This window comes from Saccharopolyspora pogona (assembly GCF_014697215.1).
GTDB lineage: Bacteria > Actinomycetota > Actinomycetes > Mycobacteriales > Pseudonocardiaceae > Saccharopolyspora > Saccharopolyspora hattusasensis.
Genome location: NZ_CP031142.1, coordinates 1077178 through 1095884, shown reverse-complemented (window position 1 = coordinate 1095884; position 18707 = coordinate 1077178). Strand labels below are relative to the sequence as shown.

Here is an 18707-nt window from a genome sequence, read left to right as displayed (position 1 = left end):
ACGACCAACCACCTGGAAGGTTCCGGCATGAGCATTCCGTCTGATTTGGACATCTCCCGCGCGACCGCACTCCTGCCGCTGGAGGACATCGCTCGGCGGAGGCATGGGTGAAGACGTGATTCAGCGGACCAGCCTTCCCAGCAGAACGGATCCGACCCCGGTCATGGCCACTGCGGCCGCCACCAGCACTCCGAGGTCCAGCCACAGATCCGCAGGCGTGCCGATGAGCAGGCCGCGCAGAGCGTCCACCTCGTAGCCCAGCGGGTTCACGCAGTTGACCACCTTCAGCCAGTGCGGCATCAGATCGACCGGGTACAGCGCACTGGAACCGAAAAAACCCGGGGGACCCCGGGTGGCGTGCGGAACCAGGGCTCCCCCGCGTCCTCAATCCCGTTCCACCCGCAACGCAAGGTTGAGGCCTGCGGCCACTGGACGACGAACACAGCGCTCCTTACCTACAACATCCCGACTGCGATCGACGGCCTGTCGCCGACAGCGAAGGGACCACGGAACCGGTCGTTTCAAATGCCATGCGCGGCGTGCTGTGGGCTCGCATTCGCCGAATCCGCGACGCACAACCCGTCATTCGCCGGAAAGCGCCGGGCACCCTGACCGCAATGTGCGAAAGGCCTGCAACGGCAGCCAATGTCGTGACAACGCGCCCCATCCTGCGCCACCACACCCAACACCACAAGCCTTGCAGCACTATTCGAGCTTCGCGGCGGGGTCTCCCCCAACAGCCATCGACGGTGTTCGAGCAGTTCGGAATCCCGGCTGCGACCCGTCCCCGAGAAGAGGGAGCTGCTGGCCCGGGCGGCGCGGCAGTTCCGCACGCCCGGGATGTCGGCCCTGCTGGACGACTCGACCACTGCGCTGGCGCCGGCCCAGCTGCTGCCGGATGTCGGCACCGCGACGGTGGTCAGCAACTGCCCGACCATGGTCGCCGGCAACGCGCGTGTCACCCGTTGATGGGTGGGTGGCTACCGGTGGTTGTCGAGTTGCTGCCGCTCGTGGGTCGTTCGCCCACACTCGTCCCACCCTGGTTGCCGTCAAATCGAGGAACAGGTTAGCTTCCGAACTCGCAGCAGGAAATCCACGAGCGCGGAATCCGTCAATTCCCGGTTGGTTCGATCCACGATCCGGGTGGGGCGGCCCAGCCACGCGTCGTGCGACGAAGCCGCGAATTCCGACGAACGCATCGCACGAACAGCACCTGGGCGGGGAATGGAATCTCATGCCGGGTAACCGCCTAGCAATACCGCGGCAGGGCGTGATGTTTGAAACGTTTCTGCTGGTAGCAGCTTTGTCGGGCTCGGGTTCGTGGCGTCGTCGCCAGCGTGACCAGTGGTCGGTGTGCGAAGTCCGACCAGCGACGCGGCCCGGTCCGGTACGGCAAGCGGCAGGAGCGGTCGCCGGCAGGGACGGCTCTGCCGTTCGGGTGGGAGACAGACCAAAGGCGGTCTTACATGGCAGATGTGCACCAGCTCGACCCGATCTCCCGTAGCCCGGGCAAGGCAACGGTGTACGGGGCATGGGAACGATTCGTGCAGGGCGAGGACGATATCGGCGCCGTGCGGCCCGAGGTGGCGATCTCGTGGCACCGGTGCCGGGACCAGCACCGGGTCGACCCGTACCTGACCGAAGCCCCGGTGGCCGTCGCGGAGGTCGACCACACGCTCGAACACGACGTCGTGTTCACCGAACTCGGTTTCCGTGCTGCCTCGGTGGCACACGAAGTAAGCAACCTCGGTGGCGTCGTGACGATCACCGATGCCACCGGCCGGGTCCTGGCCCAATGGGGAGACCAGGCCACGCGCTCCGTCGCCGCCAAAGCCAACATGGCGCCGTGGTTCCGCTGGTCCGAGTGCGCCACCGGGACAAACGGCATGGGCACGGCACTCGAAACGCACGCACCGGTGATAATCCGGGGTGCGGAGCACTGGTGCCAGGCCTTCCACGACTGGACCTGCGCGGGTGTGGCTGTGCGGGATGTGGTGACCAAGGAACCGGTCGCGGTGCTCAACATCTCGTGCTGGCGCAGCGAGCTTCCTGGGGCTGCGGGTGCTTGGCTGAGCAACGCTGCCACCAGGACCCAGCACATGTTGAGACGGCGCGCCCAGGATGGCGCCGCCGAGCTGGTCGCCGCCTACAACCACGCCAGGTCACGCTCGAGCGCGGCGCTCGCCGCCGTAGATCCTGCGGGCAGGGTGGTGATTGCCGACGACACGGCAAGCGTGCTTCTCGGCGTTCCGGGCTCCACACCGGCGACCGACCCCTCGGTGCGGTGGAACCCGGGTCTGCCGGAATTGATCCGGGCCGCCCGGTATGCCTCTAAGCAGGCCACCCGCAATCCCGACTGGGTCGGCTCGACGCAGATCTTCACCCATCTCGCCGACGAGCCGACACCGATCAGTATCCGGCCCGTTTTCCTGTCCGGGAATCTGGTCGGCAACCTGATCTCATTCGGTGTTTCCGAAGGGGAGCAGTTGCCTCGGGCGGAAGGGGGCGCGCGCCATGGAGGGCGGCCGCACCGCATTGTCGCGATGCGCGACAACCGGATGGTGCTGCTGCGGCTTCATGAGGTCTCGTTCGCCGAATCGAAGGGCAACGACGTGTTGCTGTCCACTGATCAGGGGCGGTTGCGAGCCGCCTCGGTGGGCCTCGACAAGCTCGAAAGCGAGCTGGGCGATGCCGGCTTCCTGCGGGTGCACCGCGGGTATGTGGTCAACCTTAGCCGGATCCGGGAGGTTGAGCGTCGATTCAGAGGCGAATTGTTCCTGGTCATGGATGACCAGGCGAACACGATGGTGCCGGTTTCGCGGCGGAACGCTCCAGCCGTGCGCCGGGCGCTGGATATCTGAGGGACCTCGAGGACCTGGAAGGAGCTTCCATGCCGGAGAACCCTGACGCCGTCGTCATCACCAAGACGTACGACCAGGCACGGCGCAAAGCGCCGAGGCGCTCGATATCTCAGGCTCGGCAACACTTGGGAGGACATCGATGCCCGAGAATCCCGATACCCACGTCTACCGCACCTACGACAAGGTTCTGAGCGAGACGCGGCCGGCTCGGCGGCGGAATCATCCGACGGCGGGCGGCAATGCCAACGATTGGTGGCCGCACCGGGTCGACTTGAGGGCATTGCGCCGGCACCAACCCGCAGACAACCCGCTGGGTGCGGACTTCGACTACGCCGAGCAATTCAAAACTCTGGATCTCGACGAACTGGCACGTGACGTCGACGAGATGCTGACGACCTCGCAGGACTGGTGGCCCGCCGACTTCGGTCACTACGGTCCCCTTGTGCTGCGCATGACCTGGCATGCTGCGGGTACTTACCGCGTCAGCGACGGCCGAGGCGGCGCCGGTGCCGGAATGCAACGCTTCGCCCCGTTGAACAGCTGGCCGGACAACCGCAACCTGGACAAGGCACGCCGGTTGCTATGGCCGGTGAAGAAGAAGTACGGGCGCAGGATCTCCTGGGCGGACCTGATGGTCTTCGCAGGCAACCGGGCACTGGAGTCGATGGGCTTCAAGACTTTCGGGTTCGGCGGCGGCCGTGCCGAGGTGTGGGAGCCCGACGAGGCGTACTGGGGTCCGGAACGCAGGTGGTTGGCCGACGACCGGTACAGCGGTCTGCACGAACTCGACGAGCCGCTGGCAGCCACCGCGATGGGGCTGGTCTACGTCGATCCGCAGGGCCCGGCCACCAATCCCGACCCGCTGCTCGCGGCCCGCGACATCCGGGAGACTTTCAAGCGGATGGGGATGGGTGACGAGGAAACGGTGGCGCTCATCGCGGGCGGACACACCTTCGGTAAGACGCACGGCCCGGCGGACCCGAACGTGACCGGCGGCCCCGAGCCCGAGGCAGCGCCGCTCACCACGCAGGGCCTGGGCTGGATCGGCGGGTACGGCAGCGGCACCGCAGCGGACACCGTCACCAGCGGGCTGGAAGGGATGTGGACGCGCACGCCCGTCCAGTGGGACCACACATTCTTCGAAACGCTGTTCGAGTACAAATGGGACGTCGAGCTCAGCCCGGCGGGCTTGTGGCAGTGGATCCCGAGCGACGGCCAGGGCGAGGGCACCGTGCCGGACCCCTTCGACCCGGACACGAAACACCACCCGGTCATGCTCACCACCGACCTGTCGTTGCAGGAGGACCCGAGATACAAGTCAATCTCGCGGCAGTTCCTAGAGCACCCGGACCAGTTCGAGGACGCGTTCGCGCGGGCCTGGTTCAAGCTGACTCACCTCGACATGGGCCCGATCCAGCGCTATTTGGGGTCACTCGTCCCGGCCGAGCGACTGATCTGGCAAGACCCGGTGCCGGAGCTGGACCACGGACTCGTGGGCACCGACGACGTCGCCGGCCTCAAGCACGAGATCCTCGGCTCGGGCCTGACGGTCGCGCAGCTCGTCTCCACGGCGTGGGCGTCGGCTTCGACATACCGGGACAGCGACAAGCGCGGTGGGGCGAACGGGGCGCGGATCCGGCTCGAACCGCAGCGCAGCTGGTCGGTCAACGAACCCGAGCAGCTGGCGGTCGTCCTGTCCGCGCTGGAGGCGATCCAGGAGCGATTCAACGCCTCCCAACAAGGGGACAAGCGGATCTCGATGGCCGACTTGATCGTGCTCGGAGGGTGTGCTGCGGTGGAACACGCCGCCGCGGCCAGTGGCCACGAGGTCGACGTCCCGTTCCGCCCCGGGCGCACCGACGCGACCCAGGAATGGACCGACGTCAAGTCGTTCGACGCGTTGAAACCCACGGCGGACGGCTTCCGGAACTACCTGGGCAACGGCTTTTGGATGCCGCCGGAGCATCTGCTGGTCGACCGGGCGAACCTGCTGACCTTGAGCGCGCCTGAGATGACCGTGCTCATCGGCGGGCTGCGGGTGCTCGGAGCCAACCACAGACGTTCCTCGGTGGGTGCGTTGACCTCGGCGCCAGGGTCGTTGACGAACGACTTCTTCGCCAACCTGCTGGACATGGGGACAGAGTGGACGTTGAGGCAGGATGGGGACATCTGGACGGCGACCTACGAGGGCCGCGACCGGGGAACCGGCGAGGTGAAGTGGACCGCAAGCCGGGTCGACCTCCTCTTCGGTTCCAATTCCGAACTGAGGGCACTCTCGGAGGTCTACGCCAGCGACGACGCGGACGGGAAGTTCGTCCGGGACTTCGTCTCCGCGTGGGTGAAGGTCATGGAACTCGACCGTTTCGACCTGCGCTCATACTCCAGCTGGTGCGCCCAGTGATCAGGAGGTGCTCGGCCGGCGGTGATGACCGTTTTGGGCAAGCCGCATCGAATATGGTGCTCGAGCCGGTCTTCGAGGCGGTTTTTGTGGCTCTACTGTTCCTTCTGTGGATGTTAGGGCAGGGTGGGTCGGCGGCCGCCGAGGGCGAGCATGGCGAGGGCGATGAGTGCTTCGGTGAGCGGAAGCCGAAGGCGATGCGGGTCAGCAGGCGGGTTTTGGTGTTGACGGACTCGAAGAGTCCTTGGGACAGGCCGTGTTCCAAGGCGGCGTCGATGGCGGCGCGGTGTTTGACGATTTTGCGGGCCAGCTCGACGAAGACGGGGATGCGGCAGCGCTTGGCCCAGAATATCCAGCAGATTCGGGTTCCGCCCGAAAAGTCCGGCGCACGATGCTCGTTGTCCGAGCGACAGCCGGCCTGCAACCCTGACCACGCCCGGGATTTCCACCAAAACCCAGCCGCAGCAACAACATCGGCCAACGCCACGACCGCGGGCAAGGGTAGGCGGACCCTTGCCGATAGGACGGCCGGCTCAACCTCCCCCAGGCGCGGGATTGCACGAACGGTATCTCCTGCCGGGGGAATGGCGGCGTCGGGCCGGTCGGTGGCGACGGATATCGGAATGGCTTGCCCAGGTGTAGAGTCCAAACTCGTTACAGGCTCAGCGGTGAAATACGGGAGTAATCACACTCGTAATTTTTTCCGCAACGTCAAGCTCGGCTGTGGCGTAGCGCTTGAGAGCGTATGCGATCTCGTCGTCGACGAGCCGACGATCTCGTGTAGCGGATATGTCCCGCGAAATCTGTCAATGTATTCATTTTTGCTGACGAGGAGGTGAAGTCCGATGACGACTACCCAGGACCGAGAGGATCTCCGAGAGGATCTCCTGGCCGAGCTCAACGGACAGAACAAGGCAACCATCGGTTCCGTGCTCGGGACCGGTTCGATCGGCAAGGCGACCGAGCGTGCCGACGGGACGATGGAAGCGACCATCCGGATTCCGGAGGACGCCATGGCGTGGGAGCCGGGGATCCTGATCCTGCCGCACGGCGGAACCGTCGAGCTGACGATCATCAACGACGACAAGAACACCCACGCCTGCCTGCTGCCCAGCAACGGCGAACGGCAGTTCATCGGTCTGCTGAACCATTCGAAGGGCAGCGCGACGCTCGAGCTGGACGGTCCTGGCTGCTACTGGTACGGCTCGCCGGCCGGCAACGACGAGGGCCGGGGCCTGACTGGCGCCATCGTCGTGACGGGCGAAGTGCCGCCGGAGGCCAAGCTCGACCGACCCGCGCAGCCGCGGCCGTAGAAAAGGAGAATCTCCATGACCGTCGAATACGTTGACGCCGGCAAAGCGTTCAACCACAGCAAGCTTTCCAACATGCCGCACAGCGCTCCGGACGTGACGCGCGGCATCAACTACGAGCGCATCCTCCAGGCGCGCAGCGAATCGCAGAACTGGATCACCTACTACGGCACCTATGACGGCCAGCGGCACAGCCTGCTCGACGAGATCAACGTCGACAACGTCAAGAACCTGAAAGTCGCCTGGATCCACCAGGCGAGCTCGACCGGCGTGATCGCCTCCACCTCGACCTACGCGTTCGAGGCCTGCCCCTTGGTCGTCGATGGCGTCATGTTCGTCACCGGCTGGGACGGCTGGCTCTGGGCGCTCGACGCGAAGACCGGCGAGCAGCTGTGGCGCTACAAGCACGCGATCCCCTTCGACGTGACGCTGTGCTGCGCCAACGTCAACCGCGGCTGTGCGGTGGCCAATGGCAAGGTCTACATGGTGACCCAGAACGCCCAGTTGGTGGCGATCGACGCCACCAACGGCCGGAAGGTCTGGCAGAAGACCATCGGTGACGTACGGGCGGGCGAGAGCGCCTCGATCGCTCCGCTGGTCATCAAGGACACGCTCATCACCGGTTCCGCCGGTGGCGAGTACGGCGTCCGCGGTCACATCGACTGCTGGGACCTCGAGACCGGCGAGCAGCGCTGGCGCACCTACACCGTGCCGAAACCTGGTGAGCCCGGCTCGGAGACCTGGCCCGCCGACGGTGAGGCCTGGCAGCGCGGAGGCGCGAACCACTGGGTCACCGGAACCTTCGACCCGGAGCTGAACCTCTACTACGCGGGCACCGGGAACCCGGCTCCCGACTTCGACGGCGAGGTCCGTGAGGGGGACAACCTCTACTCCGACAGCGTGGTCGCGCTGGATGTCGACACCGGCGAGATTAAGTGGCACTACCAGTTCACCCCCCACGACCTGTGGGACTACGACTCCACCATGGAGATGACCCTGTTCGAGCGGGACGGCAAGAAGTTGCTCGCCCACTTCGACAAGAACGGGTACATGTTCGTCCTCGACCGCACCAACGGCGAGCTGCAGCACGTCACGCCGTTCGTCGACCGGATCGACTGGGGCGTCATCACCCGCGATGGCAAGGTGACCCCGCGGAAGTACCCGGACAAGGAAGGCGAACCCTGCCACTTCTACCCCGGCCCCGCCGGTGCGAAGGAGTGGACACACGCGTCGTACAACCCGGAACACGATCTGTTCTACGTTCCGGTGGCCGACGTGGGCGCCACTGCCACCCGGCGTCGTCGCGAGTTCAAGGAAGGCATGCCCTACTGGGGTGCCGCCGTCGAGGTCGACGTCGACAACATGGCCGGGTCGGTCAGCGCGTTCGACTCCCACGGTGAAGAGAAGTGGCGCTACCGGCTCAACATGCCGATGGCCGCGTCGACCCTTAGCACAGCGGGGAACGTGGTGTTCGCCGGCACACCCACGGGTGAGTTCATGGCGCTCCACGCCGAGACCGGCGAGAAGCTCTGGAGCTTCCAGTGCGGCAGCGGTCACCACAGCAGCCCGTCGACCTACTTCCTTGATGGCAAGCAGTACATCACGGTGCCGGTCGGCTGGGGTGGCTGGCTCGAAGGCATCATCCCCGGCATGTCCGGTCAGGGTCACGGTGCCGCGCTGATCACGTTCGCCCTGTGACAGGGAAGTATCACTGACGTGGTACTGACGCGAGGCCCGAGGTAACTTCCTGGTGGTTTCCTTTACCCGCCCGGTGATCGAGTCGTCCCGGCGACGGCCCGATCACCGGGCGGGTGCCCTTATGCCCTGAAAGACGAGGAGAGCGGGGCTACGTCGAGGTTCCCCGTAGTCCCGCCAGCGGTGGGTATTTCAATCTTTACCTAGTACCTTTTCCAGACGCACGTCGGTCATGGGGAAGTTTAGCGACGGAAACACAAGGTGATGTCATGAACCAGTCGTCGGTGCCCCAGCAGGACAAGGGATTTGAGCGTCTGCCGTGCCACTACTGCGGGGAGGCCTACAAACCTGGCGATCTCGCGCGGCACATCGAGCCGGTGCACTGCGGGCCTTGCATCACGTGCGTCGACAAGCCCGCATGCTTCAGCTGCCGTCTCATGTACTGCGTTTGCGACGTGCACAAGTATCGAGGGTAAACAGCCCTGCGGACTTGCCGTGGTCGTCGGTCAGGGTATGGGTTGGAATCTCCTGCAACGCGAGGTCCGTGGTGAACATCGTCGGGCGGCGGGCCTTGGACGGGTCGTAGGGCATCCGGGACGGAGCCGCGCCCTTCGCGTCGCGGGGAATCCCACTGCCGCGACGGGGCTGTGCTGAGCTATACGTCCCTTTTGCAGGTGAACAGGTCTCGCGGAACTGGTGTACCACTTGGCGGGGGCTTCCGGATGCCTTCGATCCCGCTGGAGATCGCGTCGAGGTCAGGCCAGCGCCGTAGTCGTTGTGCCAGCCCAATCCTTGGCGCTCGGGTGAGGGGCGTCGTCGGTGGCGGGCGCTGGATCTCGGGACCACCCGGGGAGTTTGTGGAGCCCGCCGCGCCGCGGGTGAACTGCCAGGAGCACGGCCCGACCGTGGAAGGGCTGCGGTGGGCCAGACATGGCGCGGGGCGCACGCGGGCGTGTGATGCCACACTGGCGTGGCTGGCGCTGCGATCTCGTCGAGGTGAGGGGCACCCTTGGGCGGCACAGAGCCTGTTGCGGTTTTGGCGAAAACGACTGAACCGAAGTACCAAATCAGTCTCGATCGCCGCCGTTTGTCCGCCAGTGGCCATCTCAGCCGTGATCGATCGATCACGGTCCGTGGTGGGCGTAATTTTGCAACAGGCTCCACAGCCACTCAAGGGTGCCCCTCACCTCTCGCGGATCGCCTGGCGCACCGTGGGGGCGATGATCGGCGACCGGATGCACACCGACGTGCGGTCGGGTCTGGAGTCGGGGTTGCAGACGATCCTCGTGCTCTCCGGCATCTCCGGGAGAACACCGCCGAACTCTTCCCGTACCGCCCCACCAAGGTCATCAACTCGATCGCAGACCTCGTCGGCCGCGTCAACGACCCCTTCCGCACCTGACTCCGGAGGCGTCGTCGCCGCCCCCGGAGACGGCGGGGTCTACGTCGAGGAGGGGAAGCACGTCGCGCGCGGCCTGCCATGCCTCCGACGCGCGCAGGGCTCAGCGGCGCGGGATCAGGGCGTGCGCGTCGTCAGCGTCGACGACTCGGCCTGGACGAAGAACAGCAGCGCGGCCCCGGGCGAGAAGGGGTCTCGAGCCCGGCACGGATGGTCAGTTGCCCGGCAGAGCGGGCGGCTCACCGGAGCGCTCGTAGTCCGACAGCAGGTCGATCCTGCGCTGGTGGCGGCCGCCCTCGAACTCGGTGGTGAGGAACGCGTCCACGATGCGCTCGGCCTCCTCGACCGTGTGCATCCGAGCGCCGATGCCGGCCAGCAGTGCGTTGTTGTGCTGCCGGGCCAGTTTGGCGGTGTCGACGTTCCAGGTCAGCGCGGCGCGGGCGCCGGGCACCTTGTTCGCGGCGATCTGTTCCCCGTTTCCGGAGCCGCCGATGACGAGACCGAGGCTGCCCTCGTCGGCGACAACGCGCCGCGCCGCCTCGACGCAGAACGGTGGGTAGTCGTCCCCCGCGTCGTAGACGGCGGGGCCGACGTCGGTCACCGCGTAGCCAAGGTCGGCGAGCCTCTTGGCGAAGTGGTTCTTGAGTTCGAGTCCGGCATGATCGGAGCCTAGATAGACGCGCATTCGAGTAGTCTGATGTCGACTGTCCACGATCACCAGCACCATCGGCGAAATCCGGCCCCTGTTGGCCGATCGGCACCGTTCTCCTCCAGGAAGAGCAAGCAGAACGCCATCAAGGCCATGATGCTCACCGGTTGGCATGGCCGAATGCTGTATTGCGGAGCCACACGGCCGGGCAGCTGTGCGGACATCACCCAGGCTCGGCACTCTGTATTGGTCGATCTTCTTCGTCACGGCCCCAGAACAGCGATCCTGGCTGATGCCGGATACTAGGGCTTGGGGCCACAAGCCGGCGGATCATGACTCCTCCGTACCGAAAGTTCCGCAAGAACCCGCCGCCCTGGTACGAGCAGTACTACGCCCACCAACGGAAAAACCATGCCAGCAACGCATCCGCGCCGAACACGGCACCGAATACCTGAAGAACTGGAAACCCTGGCCTTAACCCTGGCCCGCCACCGCGGTCGCCGAGAACACCTCGACGATACCGTCCGTGCCGTCGCCAGTCTGCTCTCCGAGCACCAGCGCAACCGATGAACCACATCCACATCCAGGCCCCAACGCGTCGGCGTCCACTCACCAACCACGCACGAGGTCGCTAGGTCTGGGGTCTCGCCGGGTGAAGATCAATCTCGCGCTCCTGTATCGCAACCATGGTCGCAGCGAGGCGTAGATGCGGGTCCGCTTGGCCGCGATTTGGAACCGTTCGTGCTCCCGCAGCATCTCTTCGTGCTGCATAGGTTGACCTAGACGTACAGATCCGTGCAGTCTCACAACCTGTTGTGCGTCCTAGTTATGGATGAAAACCGCGGAGTCGAGGAAGGGGGCAGCATGGAGGAACCAGAGAACCGCATGCTGCTCAACGCATTCGACATGATCTGTGCCAGCCACAGGCGACTGGGACGTGGCGACATCCGGAGAGCAGTCCAGGCTGCTCGATACAGCGACATCGACTTCCGGGACGTGTTCCTGCTACCTGAACAGCGCCTCGTTCAACGTCGGCCTCAACCAACAGATCTCGCATGCCGAGCGCAAGAAGAGCGGTGACGAGCCCGGAGTTCCTCAGCAGGCTCCAAACGGCCACCACGATTGCCTTGGCAATCATCGAGTGAAAGGGCCCTTCCTTGTTGGTCCCTACTCGGTAATCGTGCGCCAAACTAACGAATATGTCCCACCCGATCAGTGGAGCGTGTACAAATTGACAGAAGAGACGGACACTTTTAATCGGAGTCTTAGCGAGAAGCTAAATCCTCCTCATTTTAACTACGCAATGAAGGTCGTCATCGGAGAGGTGGAGCAGGTACGCGAGGGTGTCCATCCGGCGGCGTGGGCTCGTGCTGGCGCATTGTTGCTCAGGGCACCAGCAGTGTTCACCGTCGGCACCGGGCGGAGCGGGCTCGCCCTGCAGATGGCCGCGATGCGTTTCATGCACCTCGGGCTCTCCGCCCACGTTGTGGGAGAGACGACTGCCCCGGCGATCGGTCCCGGCGATGTCCTAGTAGCGGCATCTGGCTCCGGGTCCACGTCCCGCGTAGTGCGGGCAGCCGAGGTCGCTCGTGATCAAGGCGCGAATGTGTTGGCAATTACCACCGCAGCGGATTCGTTGCTGGCCAAGACAGCAACCGAAGTACTCGTGATCCCAGCTGCGGACAAGCAGGATTTCGAAGGGACAGCATCCGAGCAGTACGCAGGGAGCCTGTTCGAACAGTCCGTCCTGGTCCTCACTGACGCGCTATTCTACACGATGTGGAAGTCCAGCGGGTCTCAGGCCCGCGAGCTGTGGCGCCTCCACGCAAATCTCGAGTAACCAGCGCATCGATTCGATTTGCACATCGCGAAGGAAGGTGCGCGATAGTCCTGAGCTGATCGCAGGGCTCGCTAGCGTGCCGTAAGCCCTCTGCCGTACTTGACGCAACAGACAAGACCAGACCAGACAAGGAGCCCGAGATGCAGCGTCAAAATGAGGTCGCACCTCGAACTCGCACCGATATCCACACGTTGGAGGCGGTAGCTCTGGCCGCCACCCACAGTGCGGCGGTGGCCTGCCACGCTTGGGTTGGGCGGCACGACAAGGACGCTGCCGACGCTGCGGCGACCGAGGCCATGCGTCAGGTATTGGCTGACGCCCCCGGCCGGGGGACAGTCGTCATTGGGGAAGGCGAAAAAGATGACGCCCCAATGTTGTACAACGGCGAAACCGTAGGCAATGGCCTCGGCCCGGATTTCGATATCGCCGTCGATCCTCTCGAGGGCACCAAGTTTTGTGCGAAGAATCTCCCCGGTTCATTGGCTACCATCGCCTTCGCAGAGTCAGGGAGTCTGTGGTCACCCGGCCCCGGGTTCTACATGGACAAGATAGTGGTGCCCCCCCAAGCGAAGGACGTTGTCGATCTTACCGACTCCCCCGAGCGCACCCTGGACAACGTCGCCAAGGCTCTCGACAAGCAGGTCAGCGAGCTCCGCGTTGTCATTATGGATAAGCCGCGGCATCAGGAACTGATCGCGCGGGTGCTGCGGGCGGGCGCCGCCGTGCAGACACCGGCAGAAGGCGACGTCGGGGGAAGCCTTGAGGTTCTCCTGCCAACTGGTGCCGCCGACCTGCTTCTCGGAATCGGCGGCACGCCTGAGGGAGTGATGACCGCCGCAGCGGTCCGTGCCCTGGGTGGCGGCATGCTGGGCCGCCTTGCTCCCCAACGTGATGCGGAAGCAGATGCCATTCGTGCCGCAGGCATGGACCTTGACCGCATCTACAGCTGCGACGAACTCGTAAGCGGCGATGCTTTCTTCGTTGCTACTGGCATCAGTGGGGGATCACTGCTAAGCCGGCCCCGGGAATCTGAGGGCACGGTACTCGCAGAATCGCTCCTGATCTCCAGCGGACAGGTGCGCTACATTTCTCATACTACCTTTGGCTCCCTTCCCCGGATGGTCGGTGTTCCCGGCTGATCCCGCGCCCAGCGGCGGGCCCAGCTCATACTGCGATGACGCTGCAGTGCGGATGCTTTCGATGCGCCGGACCTTCCACAGCATCCATTCTTCCGACCATGCCATATGGCCATCACTATTTAGGAGATACGGTGACATTGCACCTGGAGGACCTCTGCGTTCGCCGCCTCGGTGAGTGCCACTATGACTCACCGTTCTCCGAGATGCTCGCCGCTAAGCAGACTTCCCCACATTACGTTGCGGAGGGCGACCGTGTCCTGCTCGACGACACTGTCTCCATGCTCGCCAAGCACAACCTCCCCCCCGACCAGCTTCCAAGCTTCGAGGCCGCCGGGCCCCGCCGGAAAATCTACTTCGACCCCGCCCACGTCACCGCCGGTATCGTCACCTGCGGGGGGCTATGCCCTGGTCTCAACAACGTCATCCGCGGTATAGTCCAGGAACTCACCGTGCATTACAACGTCAAGCGAATCTTGGGCTTCCGCAACGGGTTCCGAGGATTGACTGCCGAACACTGCAATGACACCATCGAGCTGACGCCGGAACGCGTCCGCGATATCAATAACGCTGGCGGCACCATCCTGGGTAGTTCACGTGGCGGCCAGGATGCCGACGAAATGGTCGACAGCCTCGTCCTGCGAGGCGTCAACGTCCTGTTCGTCATCGGTGGCGACGGGAGTATGCGAGCCGCGACGCGCCTTTCCGCGGCGATCAGGGCACGCGGTCTTGACATCGCTGTCATCGGGGTACCCAAGACGATCGACAACGACCTGCCGTTCACCGATCAGTCCTTCGGGTTCCAAAGCGCGTTCGCGCAGGCTACCGAATTCATATCCTCGGTCTCCACCGAAGCCGCAGCTAGTCCAGATGGCATCGGGATTGTGAAGCTGATGGGCCGGCACTCCGGGTTCATCGCTTGCTACGCCTCCCTGGCCCTCAACACAGCAGATATGGTCCTGATTCCGGAAGTCCCGTTCGTCCTCGAGGGAACAGATGGCCTGCTGGCCCGCGTCGAGCAGCACGTGCGCTCCAAGGGCTTCGTGGTGATCGTCGTCGCCGAGGGGGCAGGCCAGGACCTCCTCGCAGAGCGTGGCCTCCTTCAGGACGCCACCGACGCCTCGGGCAACGTCAAGCTCGGTGACATCGGGGCATTGCTCAGGGAGAGCATCACCGCCCACCTGACCGATGTCGGCCTCACCCCCACCGTGCGCTACATCGACCCGAGTTACGCCATCCGTAGCGTCACCGCCAATGCTTACGACAGCGTCTACTGTCTACGCCTAGCCCATGCCGCGGTGCACGCAGCCATGGCTGGGCGTACTGAAACAGCCGTCGTACGCTGGCGACGGCGTTTCGTACACGTGCCTATGCCATTGATCATCAGCTATCGCAACCAGGTCGACCCCGACGGTGACCTGTGGATGTCCGTGCTCGAAGCCACCGGCCACCTCCTTCCGACTCGGACACACGAGACGCATAGGTGGCTCAACCAGGAGCCGAGCCGCGGCGGTCACCAAGGCGCGTGTCGATCGGCGACCAAGGCGAACTGCTGACCGGCCAGCAGTTCGCCTGCAGTCCCTACAGCGGAAGCTCGACCAGCATGGTGGTGCCGCGCCCCAGGACGGATTCAACCCGCAGCGATGCCTCGATGATGGCGCAGCGCTCGGCGATGGAGCTGAGGCCGAAGTGCTGCGCCCCGTTGGCGTCCAGCGCGCGCGCCGTACGGCGTTCCGCTTGATCGAAGCCCTTCCCATCGTCGGCGCACCCGAGCACGATCGAGTCGCCCACCCGACGCAAGGACAGCACGATGCGGTCGGCCTCGGCGTGCTTCACCGCGTTGGCCAAGGCCTCTTGGGTGATCCGATACAGCGCAGCGGCCGCATGATCGGGGATGTCGTCGGTCGCGGCGGCGGGGTCCACCACGAGCTCGATGGAAGGCCCGTCGTCGCGACTGGCCATTCGCACCAGCGACTCGATCGCCGCGACCAGTCCGAGGTCGTCGAGCACCAGGCTATGCAGACCCGCGATCGCCGCTCTCGTCTGGTTGTACGCCACGTCGGCCAGCTCACGAGCGATCACCAACTCGGCCCACGCGCGCTGCAGCTCCTGCGCCCGCGTCGAGACGTCCGAGGCGTCGTGCGCAGCGAGCTCGGAGACGGTCAGGTCTGCGGCCGAGAGGTGGAACGACATGGACGCGAGCGCCGTGGTCACGCCGTCGTGCAAGTCGAACGCGATGCGGCGCCGCTCCGCCTCCTGCGCCAAGATGGCCTGCTTGATGAGTCGGTCGCGCTCCGTGCGGTGCCGGTTGAGAGCCCGCCACAGCTGCTGCGCGTGCAGCCGCAGCCCCAGCACGGTCGCGTACGGCCCCGCAGCCTCCAGATCGTCCGGACCGAACGGCCGCTGCGGATTCCGATGGACAGCGAGAACACCCACCACACCGTCCTCGTCGAGTCCCCGCAACGGGAGGCACATCCGGGCCACGGTCTGCTTCCGCTCGAGACGCAGCAGCTGACGGTGCAGCGCATTGCGCGGCGAGTCGGCCTCGAGCAGGACCGGTTTACCGGTGCGCGCGACCAACCCGGTGACCCCGAAGCCAACCTGCAGCTTCAGGGAGCCCGCGGAAGCGTGCTCGGGCCAGATGTCGACGATGCTGAGGTCCTGGCCTTCGACGGCGTAGAGCAGTGCACCGTCGGCCTCGAACAGTCGGGCGAGGTCCGCCGCGTTAGGAATCGAACCGGCAGCAGAGCTCAATGGAAGAGCCCCTCCCGCAACGCCACGGCGATGGCACCACTCCGGTCAGAGACCCCTAACTTGCGGTAGAGCCCGCGGATGTGGGTCTTCACCGTGTCCTCGCTGACCACGAGCTTGCTCGCGACCGCTTTGTTCGAGTGGCCCGAGACGAGCAGCTCCAGCACCTCCGACTCACGCTGGGTCAGGCCGAGGTGCACACCGGACCAGAACTCCCCGGCGCTGAGGCGCGCGGCCGAGAGCGCCACCCGACCGGCCAGCGCTGGATCGACGACGGTCTCACCCTCGCGGACCCGACGCAGATGGCCGACCAACTCCTGCCCGTCGGTGCGTTTGAGGATGTAGCCGGACGCACCGCCCCGCAGGGCCTGGTAGAGGTAGTGCTCGTCGTCGTACACGGTCAGCAGGACGACCTTCGTGTCCGGATACTGCGTGGTGATCTGCTGGCACAGGTCCAGGCCGCTCTCCTTCCCGATGCGCACATCGCACAGCACGACATCGGGACGCTGCTCCGCAATCATTGTGAGCGCCGCCGCTGCGGTCGTCACCTGTCCAACGATCAGGACCTCGTCGGGGAAGTGACCGAGCATCGCATCGAGCCCTTGCAACACCATCTCGTGGTCATCGACAAGCACGAGGCGCTGGGGGTTCGGAAACGACGCCATCATGTACGAAGCCTACGGCGAAGAATCCACGAATGATACCACCCGCTCCTCTACCCGCGTCGTGGGTGAGTGCGCCACGTGCGTGACGCGGTCGGTAAACGCACCCGATCATCAGAAAGGACGCGCCTTGACTGCTCTCCCACCTTCGGAGTATTCGGGCATGCGTTCACACAAAGGGCTAGCAACACGACCGGATCGGCAACTATGTAGTTGCCGATCCGGTCGTGCTCCTCATGTTTCAAGCCGCCAGCGCGCATGACCGGCACATCGCGCCGATCAACCTTTGCTCTCAACGCGTGCTGCGGCGTTCGCGACAGCTCGCTCGGAGAGCGCCCTCTGGGCGGCTTCCCACTTGTCGGGGTTGCCCCGCCACGTCTCCAGAGCCGGCCCGACCAGTGCCCGTCCGAACGAGTAGGTCAGCTCCCAGGGAAGGGGATCGAGGTTCTGCATGGCTCCGAGATGGCTCGTCGCCACTTCCGGGCTTTGCCCACCAGAAAGGAATGCGATACCAGGCACAGATGGCGGCACCGTTTCACGCAGGGTCTCCACCGTGACCTGGGCAACCTCTTCTACCCCGGGCTGCTCTGAGCTGTCCTTCCCAGCCACCACCATGTTGGGTTTTAGGATCATGCCCTCGAGGTCCACCTGCATCAGAGCAAGTTCGTCGAACACACACCGCAGCACGGCCCTCGTCACCTGCTGACATTGCGCCAGCGAGTGGTCGCCGTCCATCAGCACCTCGGGTTCCACGATGGGCACCAGTCCCCCTTCCTGGCAGAGACCGGCGTACCGTGCCAGCGCGTGCGCGTTCGAGCGCACCGCACGTTCTGTAGGCATACTGTTACTGATAGTGATTACCGCGCGCCACTTGGCGAAGGTCGCACCGAGGCGCACGTACTCCGTCACGCGTTCGCGCAACCCGTCGAGGCCTTCTGTGACCTTTTCGTTCGGGGCTCCCGCAAGCGGCTTGGCTCCGGTATCGACCTTGATACCGGCGAGAACCCCGATACCCGCGAGAGCCTCGGGAAAAGTTTGCCCATCGGACAGTTTCTGGCGAATAGTTTCGTCGGCGAGGATAACTCCGCTGACCGAATCGGACAGCTTAGGCGTGGTGACGATCAGTTCACGATAAACGCGCCGATTCTCCTCCGTTGGCTCCACTCCGACGCTTTCCAGCCGGGACGACATCGTTCCGATGCTCTCATCGGCAGCGAGAATCCCGCGCCTGTTAGAGACCAGTGTGTGGGCGACTTCAGTCAAGGTTGACATTTGTCGTTACACCTCCTCGCGTACTGCACTAGACCGATTGACAATATCGGTTTTACGAACTATTGAATGCTCATAGAGTCGACTCGTGGCGTAGCCGATTGTCGCCATAAGATTCAGCCGGTGACTGTCGTTTCCGAGGTCCAGGCTGAGCGCGCAGGCGTCGTCATCCCGAGACAACTTGATTCCTCCACGCTGCCCCTTCCTCGACTCTGTGCTTTTCATCCACAGCTAGGACGCACAACGGGTTGTGAGACTGCACGGATCTGTACGTCTAGGTCAACCTATGCAGCACGAAGAGATGCTGCGGGAACACGAACGGTTCCAAATCGCGGCCAAGCGGACCCGCATCTATGCCTCGCCGCGACCACGGTTGCGACCCACAAGAAGCGAAATTGATCTTCGCTGGGCGCGACCCCTCGACAGTCTGGGCTTCTGATCAAAGGAGCCCCATGGCTGAGCGAGTGTGGAGTGAGCGGGATCTGGCGCTTACGGGCGTACTACCGAGGACCGTCCAAGGTCCTACACCTCCTTTCAGACTTCCCTGGGACGGGCCACCCGGGGCCGGGCAGCCCAACTCCTGCTCGGCCGGGGGAACGAGCAGGACCTCCCCGTACGAACCACCCGTCATCCGGGCAAGAAAGCCTCGTGGGGCGCGGGAATGACCTTGGGCTCTGAACGACACCGCGGTGACGTACGTCAGCTGCGATTGGGGTCACTTAAGAAGTGCCTTGCCA

Annotated in this window: 14 protein-coding genes and 2 pseudogenes; 10 read left to right on the top strand and 6 right to left on the bottom strand. The window is 64.6% G+C overall.

Annotation, left to right across the window (positions count from 1 at the left end):
- Positions 1-120: 120 nt before the first annotated feature.
- A complete protein-coding gene (locus tag DL519_RS04530; protein WP_190813024.1) occupies positions 121-300 on the bottom strand; it encodes a hypothetical protein in 180 nt (59 codons plus the stop codon).
- 540 nt (positions 301-840) lie between these two features.
- On the opposite strand from DL519_RS04530, the gene DL519_RS48365 reads away from it, so the two are divergent.
- The 3 genes from DL519_RS48365 (at position 841) to katG (ending at position 5262) form a co-directional block, all read left to right on the top strand.
- The gene (locus DL519_RS48365; protein ID WP_263399573.1) at positions 841-969 is read left to right on the top strand and encodes a hypothetical protein; all 129 of its coding nucleotides are present in this window, start codon (positions 841-843) and stop codon (positions 967-969) included.
- Positions 970-1466: 497 nt separating this feature from the next.
- Positions 1467-2861: a DNA-binding protein gene (locus DL519_RS04520; protein ID WP_190813023.1), complete on the top strand. Its 1395-nt coding sequence runs from the start codon at positions 1467-1469 to the stop codon at positions 2859-2861.
- Positions 2862-3000: 139 nt separating this feature from the next.
- A complete protein-coding gene (gene katG / locus DL519_RS04515) occupies positions 3001-5262 on the top strand; it encodes a catalase/peroxidase HPI (protein WP_190813022.1) in 2262 nt (753 codons plus the stop codon).
- A gap of 113 nt (positions 5263-5375) precedes the next feature.
- Here katG and DL519_RS04510 read toward each other — a convergent pair.
- Positions 5376-5614: pseudogene (locus DL519_RS04510) on the bottom strand (transposase); the annotation flags it as partial.
- A 490-nt stretch (positions 5615-6104) separates the two neighbouring features.
- Between DL519_RS04510 and DL519_RS04505 the strand changes: the two are divergent.
- The 3 genes and pseudogenes from DL519_RS04505 to DL519_RS04495 all read left to right on the top strand — a co-directional run.
- Positions 6105-6572 carry an MSMEG_3727 family PQQ-associated protein gene (locus DL519_RS04505; RefSeq protein ID WP_190813021.1) on the top strand — a complete coding sequence of 156 codons (468 nt, stop codon included), beginning with the start codon at positions 6105-6107 and terminating at the stop codon, positions 6570-6572.
- A 15-nt stretch (positions 6573-6587) separates the two neighbouring features.
- Positions 6588-8267: a PQQ-dependent dehydrogenase, methanol/ethanol family gene (locus DL519_RS04500; RefSeq protein ID WP_190813020.1), complete on the top strand. Its 1680-nt coding sequence runs from the start codon at positions 6588-6590 to the stop codon at positions 8265-8267.
- A 1190-nt stretch (positions 8268-9457) separates the two neighbouring features.
- Positions 9458-9666 (top strand): annotated as a pseudogene (locus DL519_RS04495) (HAD hydrolase-like protein); the annotation flags it as partial.
- 211 nt (positions 9667-9877) lie between these two features.
- Here the strand turns inward: DL519_RS04495 and DL519_RS04490 are convergent.
- Complete coding sequence (locus tag DL519_RS04490; RefSeq protein ID WP_190813019.1) at positions 9878-10348, bottom strand: ribose-5-phosphate isomerase; 471 nt, start codon at positions 10346-10348, stop codon at positions 9878-9880.
- Between the two features lie 12 nt (positions 10349-10360).
- Here DL519_RS04490 and DL519_RS49665 point away from each other — a divergent pair, with 12 nt between their 5' ends.
- The 4 genes from DL519_RS49665 to DL519_RS04470 all read left to right on the top strand — a co-directional run bounded on the left by DL519_RS49665 (position 10361) and on the right by DL519_RS04470 (position 14844).
- Positions 10361-10618: a transposase family protein gene (locus tag DL519_RS49665; RefSeq protein WP_190813018.1), complete on the top strand. Its 258-nt coding sequence runs from the start codon at positions 10361-10363 to the stop codon at positions 10616-10618.
- Between the two features lie 631 nt (positions 10619-11249).
- Positions 11250-12152, top strand: coding sequence for a 6-phospho-3-hexuloisomerase (gene hxlB, locus DL519_RS45595; RefSeq protein ID WP_223838433.1), 903 nt, complete (start codon positions 11250-11252; stop codon positions 12150-12152).
- A gap of 140 nt (positions 12153-12292) precedes the next feature.
- Positions 12293-13291, top strand: coding sequence for a class II fructose-bisphosphatase (gene glpX / locus DL519_RS04475; RefSeq protein WP_190813017.1), 999 nt, complete (start codon positions 12293-12295; stop codon positions 13289-13291).
- Between the two features lie 131 nt (positions 13292-13422).
- Entirely contained in the window at positions 13423-14844 is a 1422-nt protein-coding gene (locus tag DL519_RS04470) for an ATP-dependent 6-phosphofructokinase (protein WP_190813016.1), read from the top strand.
- Positions 14845-14869: 25 nt separating this feature from the next.
- On the opposite strand, the gene DL519_RS04465 is transcribed toward DL519_RS04470, so the two are convergent.
- The 3 genes from DL519_RS04465 to DL519_RS04455 all read right to left on the bottom strand — a co-directional run bounded on the left by DL519_RS04465 (position 14870) and on the right by DL519_RS04455 (position 17973).
- Complete coding sequence (locus DL519_RS04465) at positions 14870-16042, bottom strand: GAF domain-containing sensor histidine kinase (RefSeq protein ID WP_190813015.1); 1173 nt, start codon at positions 16040-16042, stop codon at positions 14870-14872.
- The gene (locus DL519_RS04460; RefSeq protein WP_223838432.1) at positions 16039-16707 is read right to left on the bottom strand and encodes a response regulator; all 669 of its coding nucleotides are present in this window, start codon (positions 16705-16707) and stop codon (positions 16039-16041) included. Before DL519_RS04460 ends, DL519_RS04465 begins: the two co-directional genes overlap by 4 nt.
- 273 nt (positions 16708-16980) lie before the next feature.
- Positions 16981-17973: a class I fructose-bisphosphate aldolase gene (locus DL519_RS04455; RefSeq protein WP_190813014.1), complete on the bottom strand. Its 993-nt coding sequence runs from the start codon at positions 17971-17973 to the stop codon at positions 16981-16983.
- Positions 17974-18707: the final 734 nt, after the last annotated feature.

Excerpts from the sequence above, each read along its gene's own strand:
- DL519_RS04530 (WP_190813024.1), bottom strand. The coding sequence starts at position 300 with ATGCCGCACTGGCTGAAGGTGGTCAACTGCGTGAACCCGCTGGGCTAC.
- DL519_RS48365 (WP_263399573.1), top strand. The coding sequence starts at position 841 with ATGTCGGCCCTGCTGGACGACTCGACCACTGCGCTGGCGCCGGCCCAG.
- DL519_RS04520 (WP_190813023.1), top strand. The coding sequence starts at position 1,467 with ATGGCAGATGTGCACCAGCTCGACCCGATCTCCCGTAGCCCGGGCAAG.
- katG (WP_190813022.1), top strand. The coding sequence starts at position 3,001 with ATGCCCGAGAATCCCGATACCCACGTCTACCGCACCTACGACAAGGTT.
- DL519_RS04505 (WP_190813021.1), top strand. The coding sequence starts at position 6,105 with ATGACGACTACCCAGGACCGAGAGGATCTCCGAGAGGATCTCCTGGCC.
- DL519_RS04500 (WP_190813020.1), top strand. The coding sequence starts at position 6,588 with ATGACCGTCGAATACGTTGACGCCGGCAAAGCGTTCAACCACAGCAAG.
- DL519_RS04490 (WP_190813019.1), bottom strand. The coding sequence starts at position 10,348 with ATGCGCGTCTATCTAGGCTCCGATCATGCCGGACTCGAACTCAAGAAC.
- DL519_RS49665 (WP_190813018.1), top strand. The coding sequence starts at position 10,361 with ATGTCGACTGTCCACGATCACCAGCACCATCGGCGAAATCCGGCCCCT.
- glpX (WP_190813017.1), top strand. The coding sequence starts at position 12,293 with ATGCAGCGTCAAAATGAGGTCGCACCTCGAACTCGCACCGATATCCAC.
- DL519_RS04460 (WP_223838432.1), bottom strand. The coding sequence starts at position 16,707 with ATGATGGCGTCGTTTCCGAACCCCCAGCGCCTCGTGCTTGTCGATGAC.
- DL519_RS04455 (WP_190813014.1), bottom strand. The coding sequence starts at position 17,973 with ATGTCAACCTTGACTGAAGTCGCCCACACACTGGTCTCTAACAGGCGC.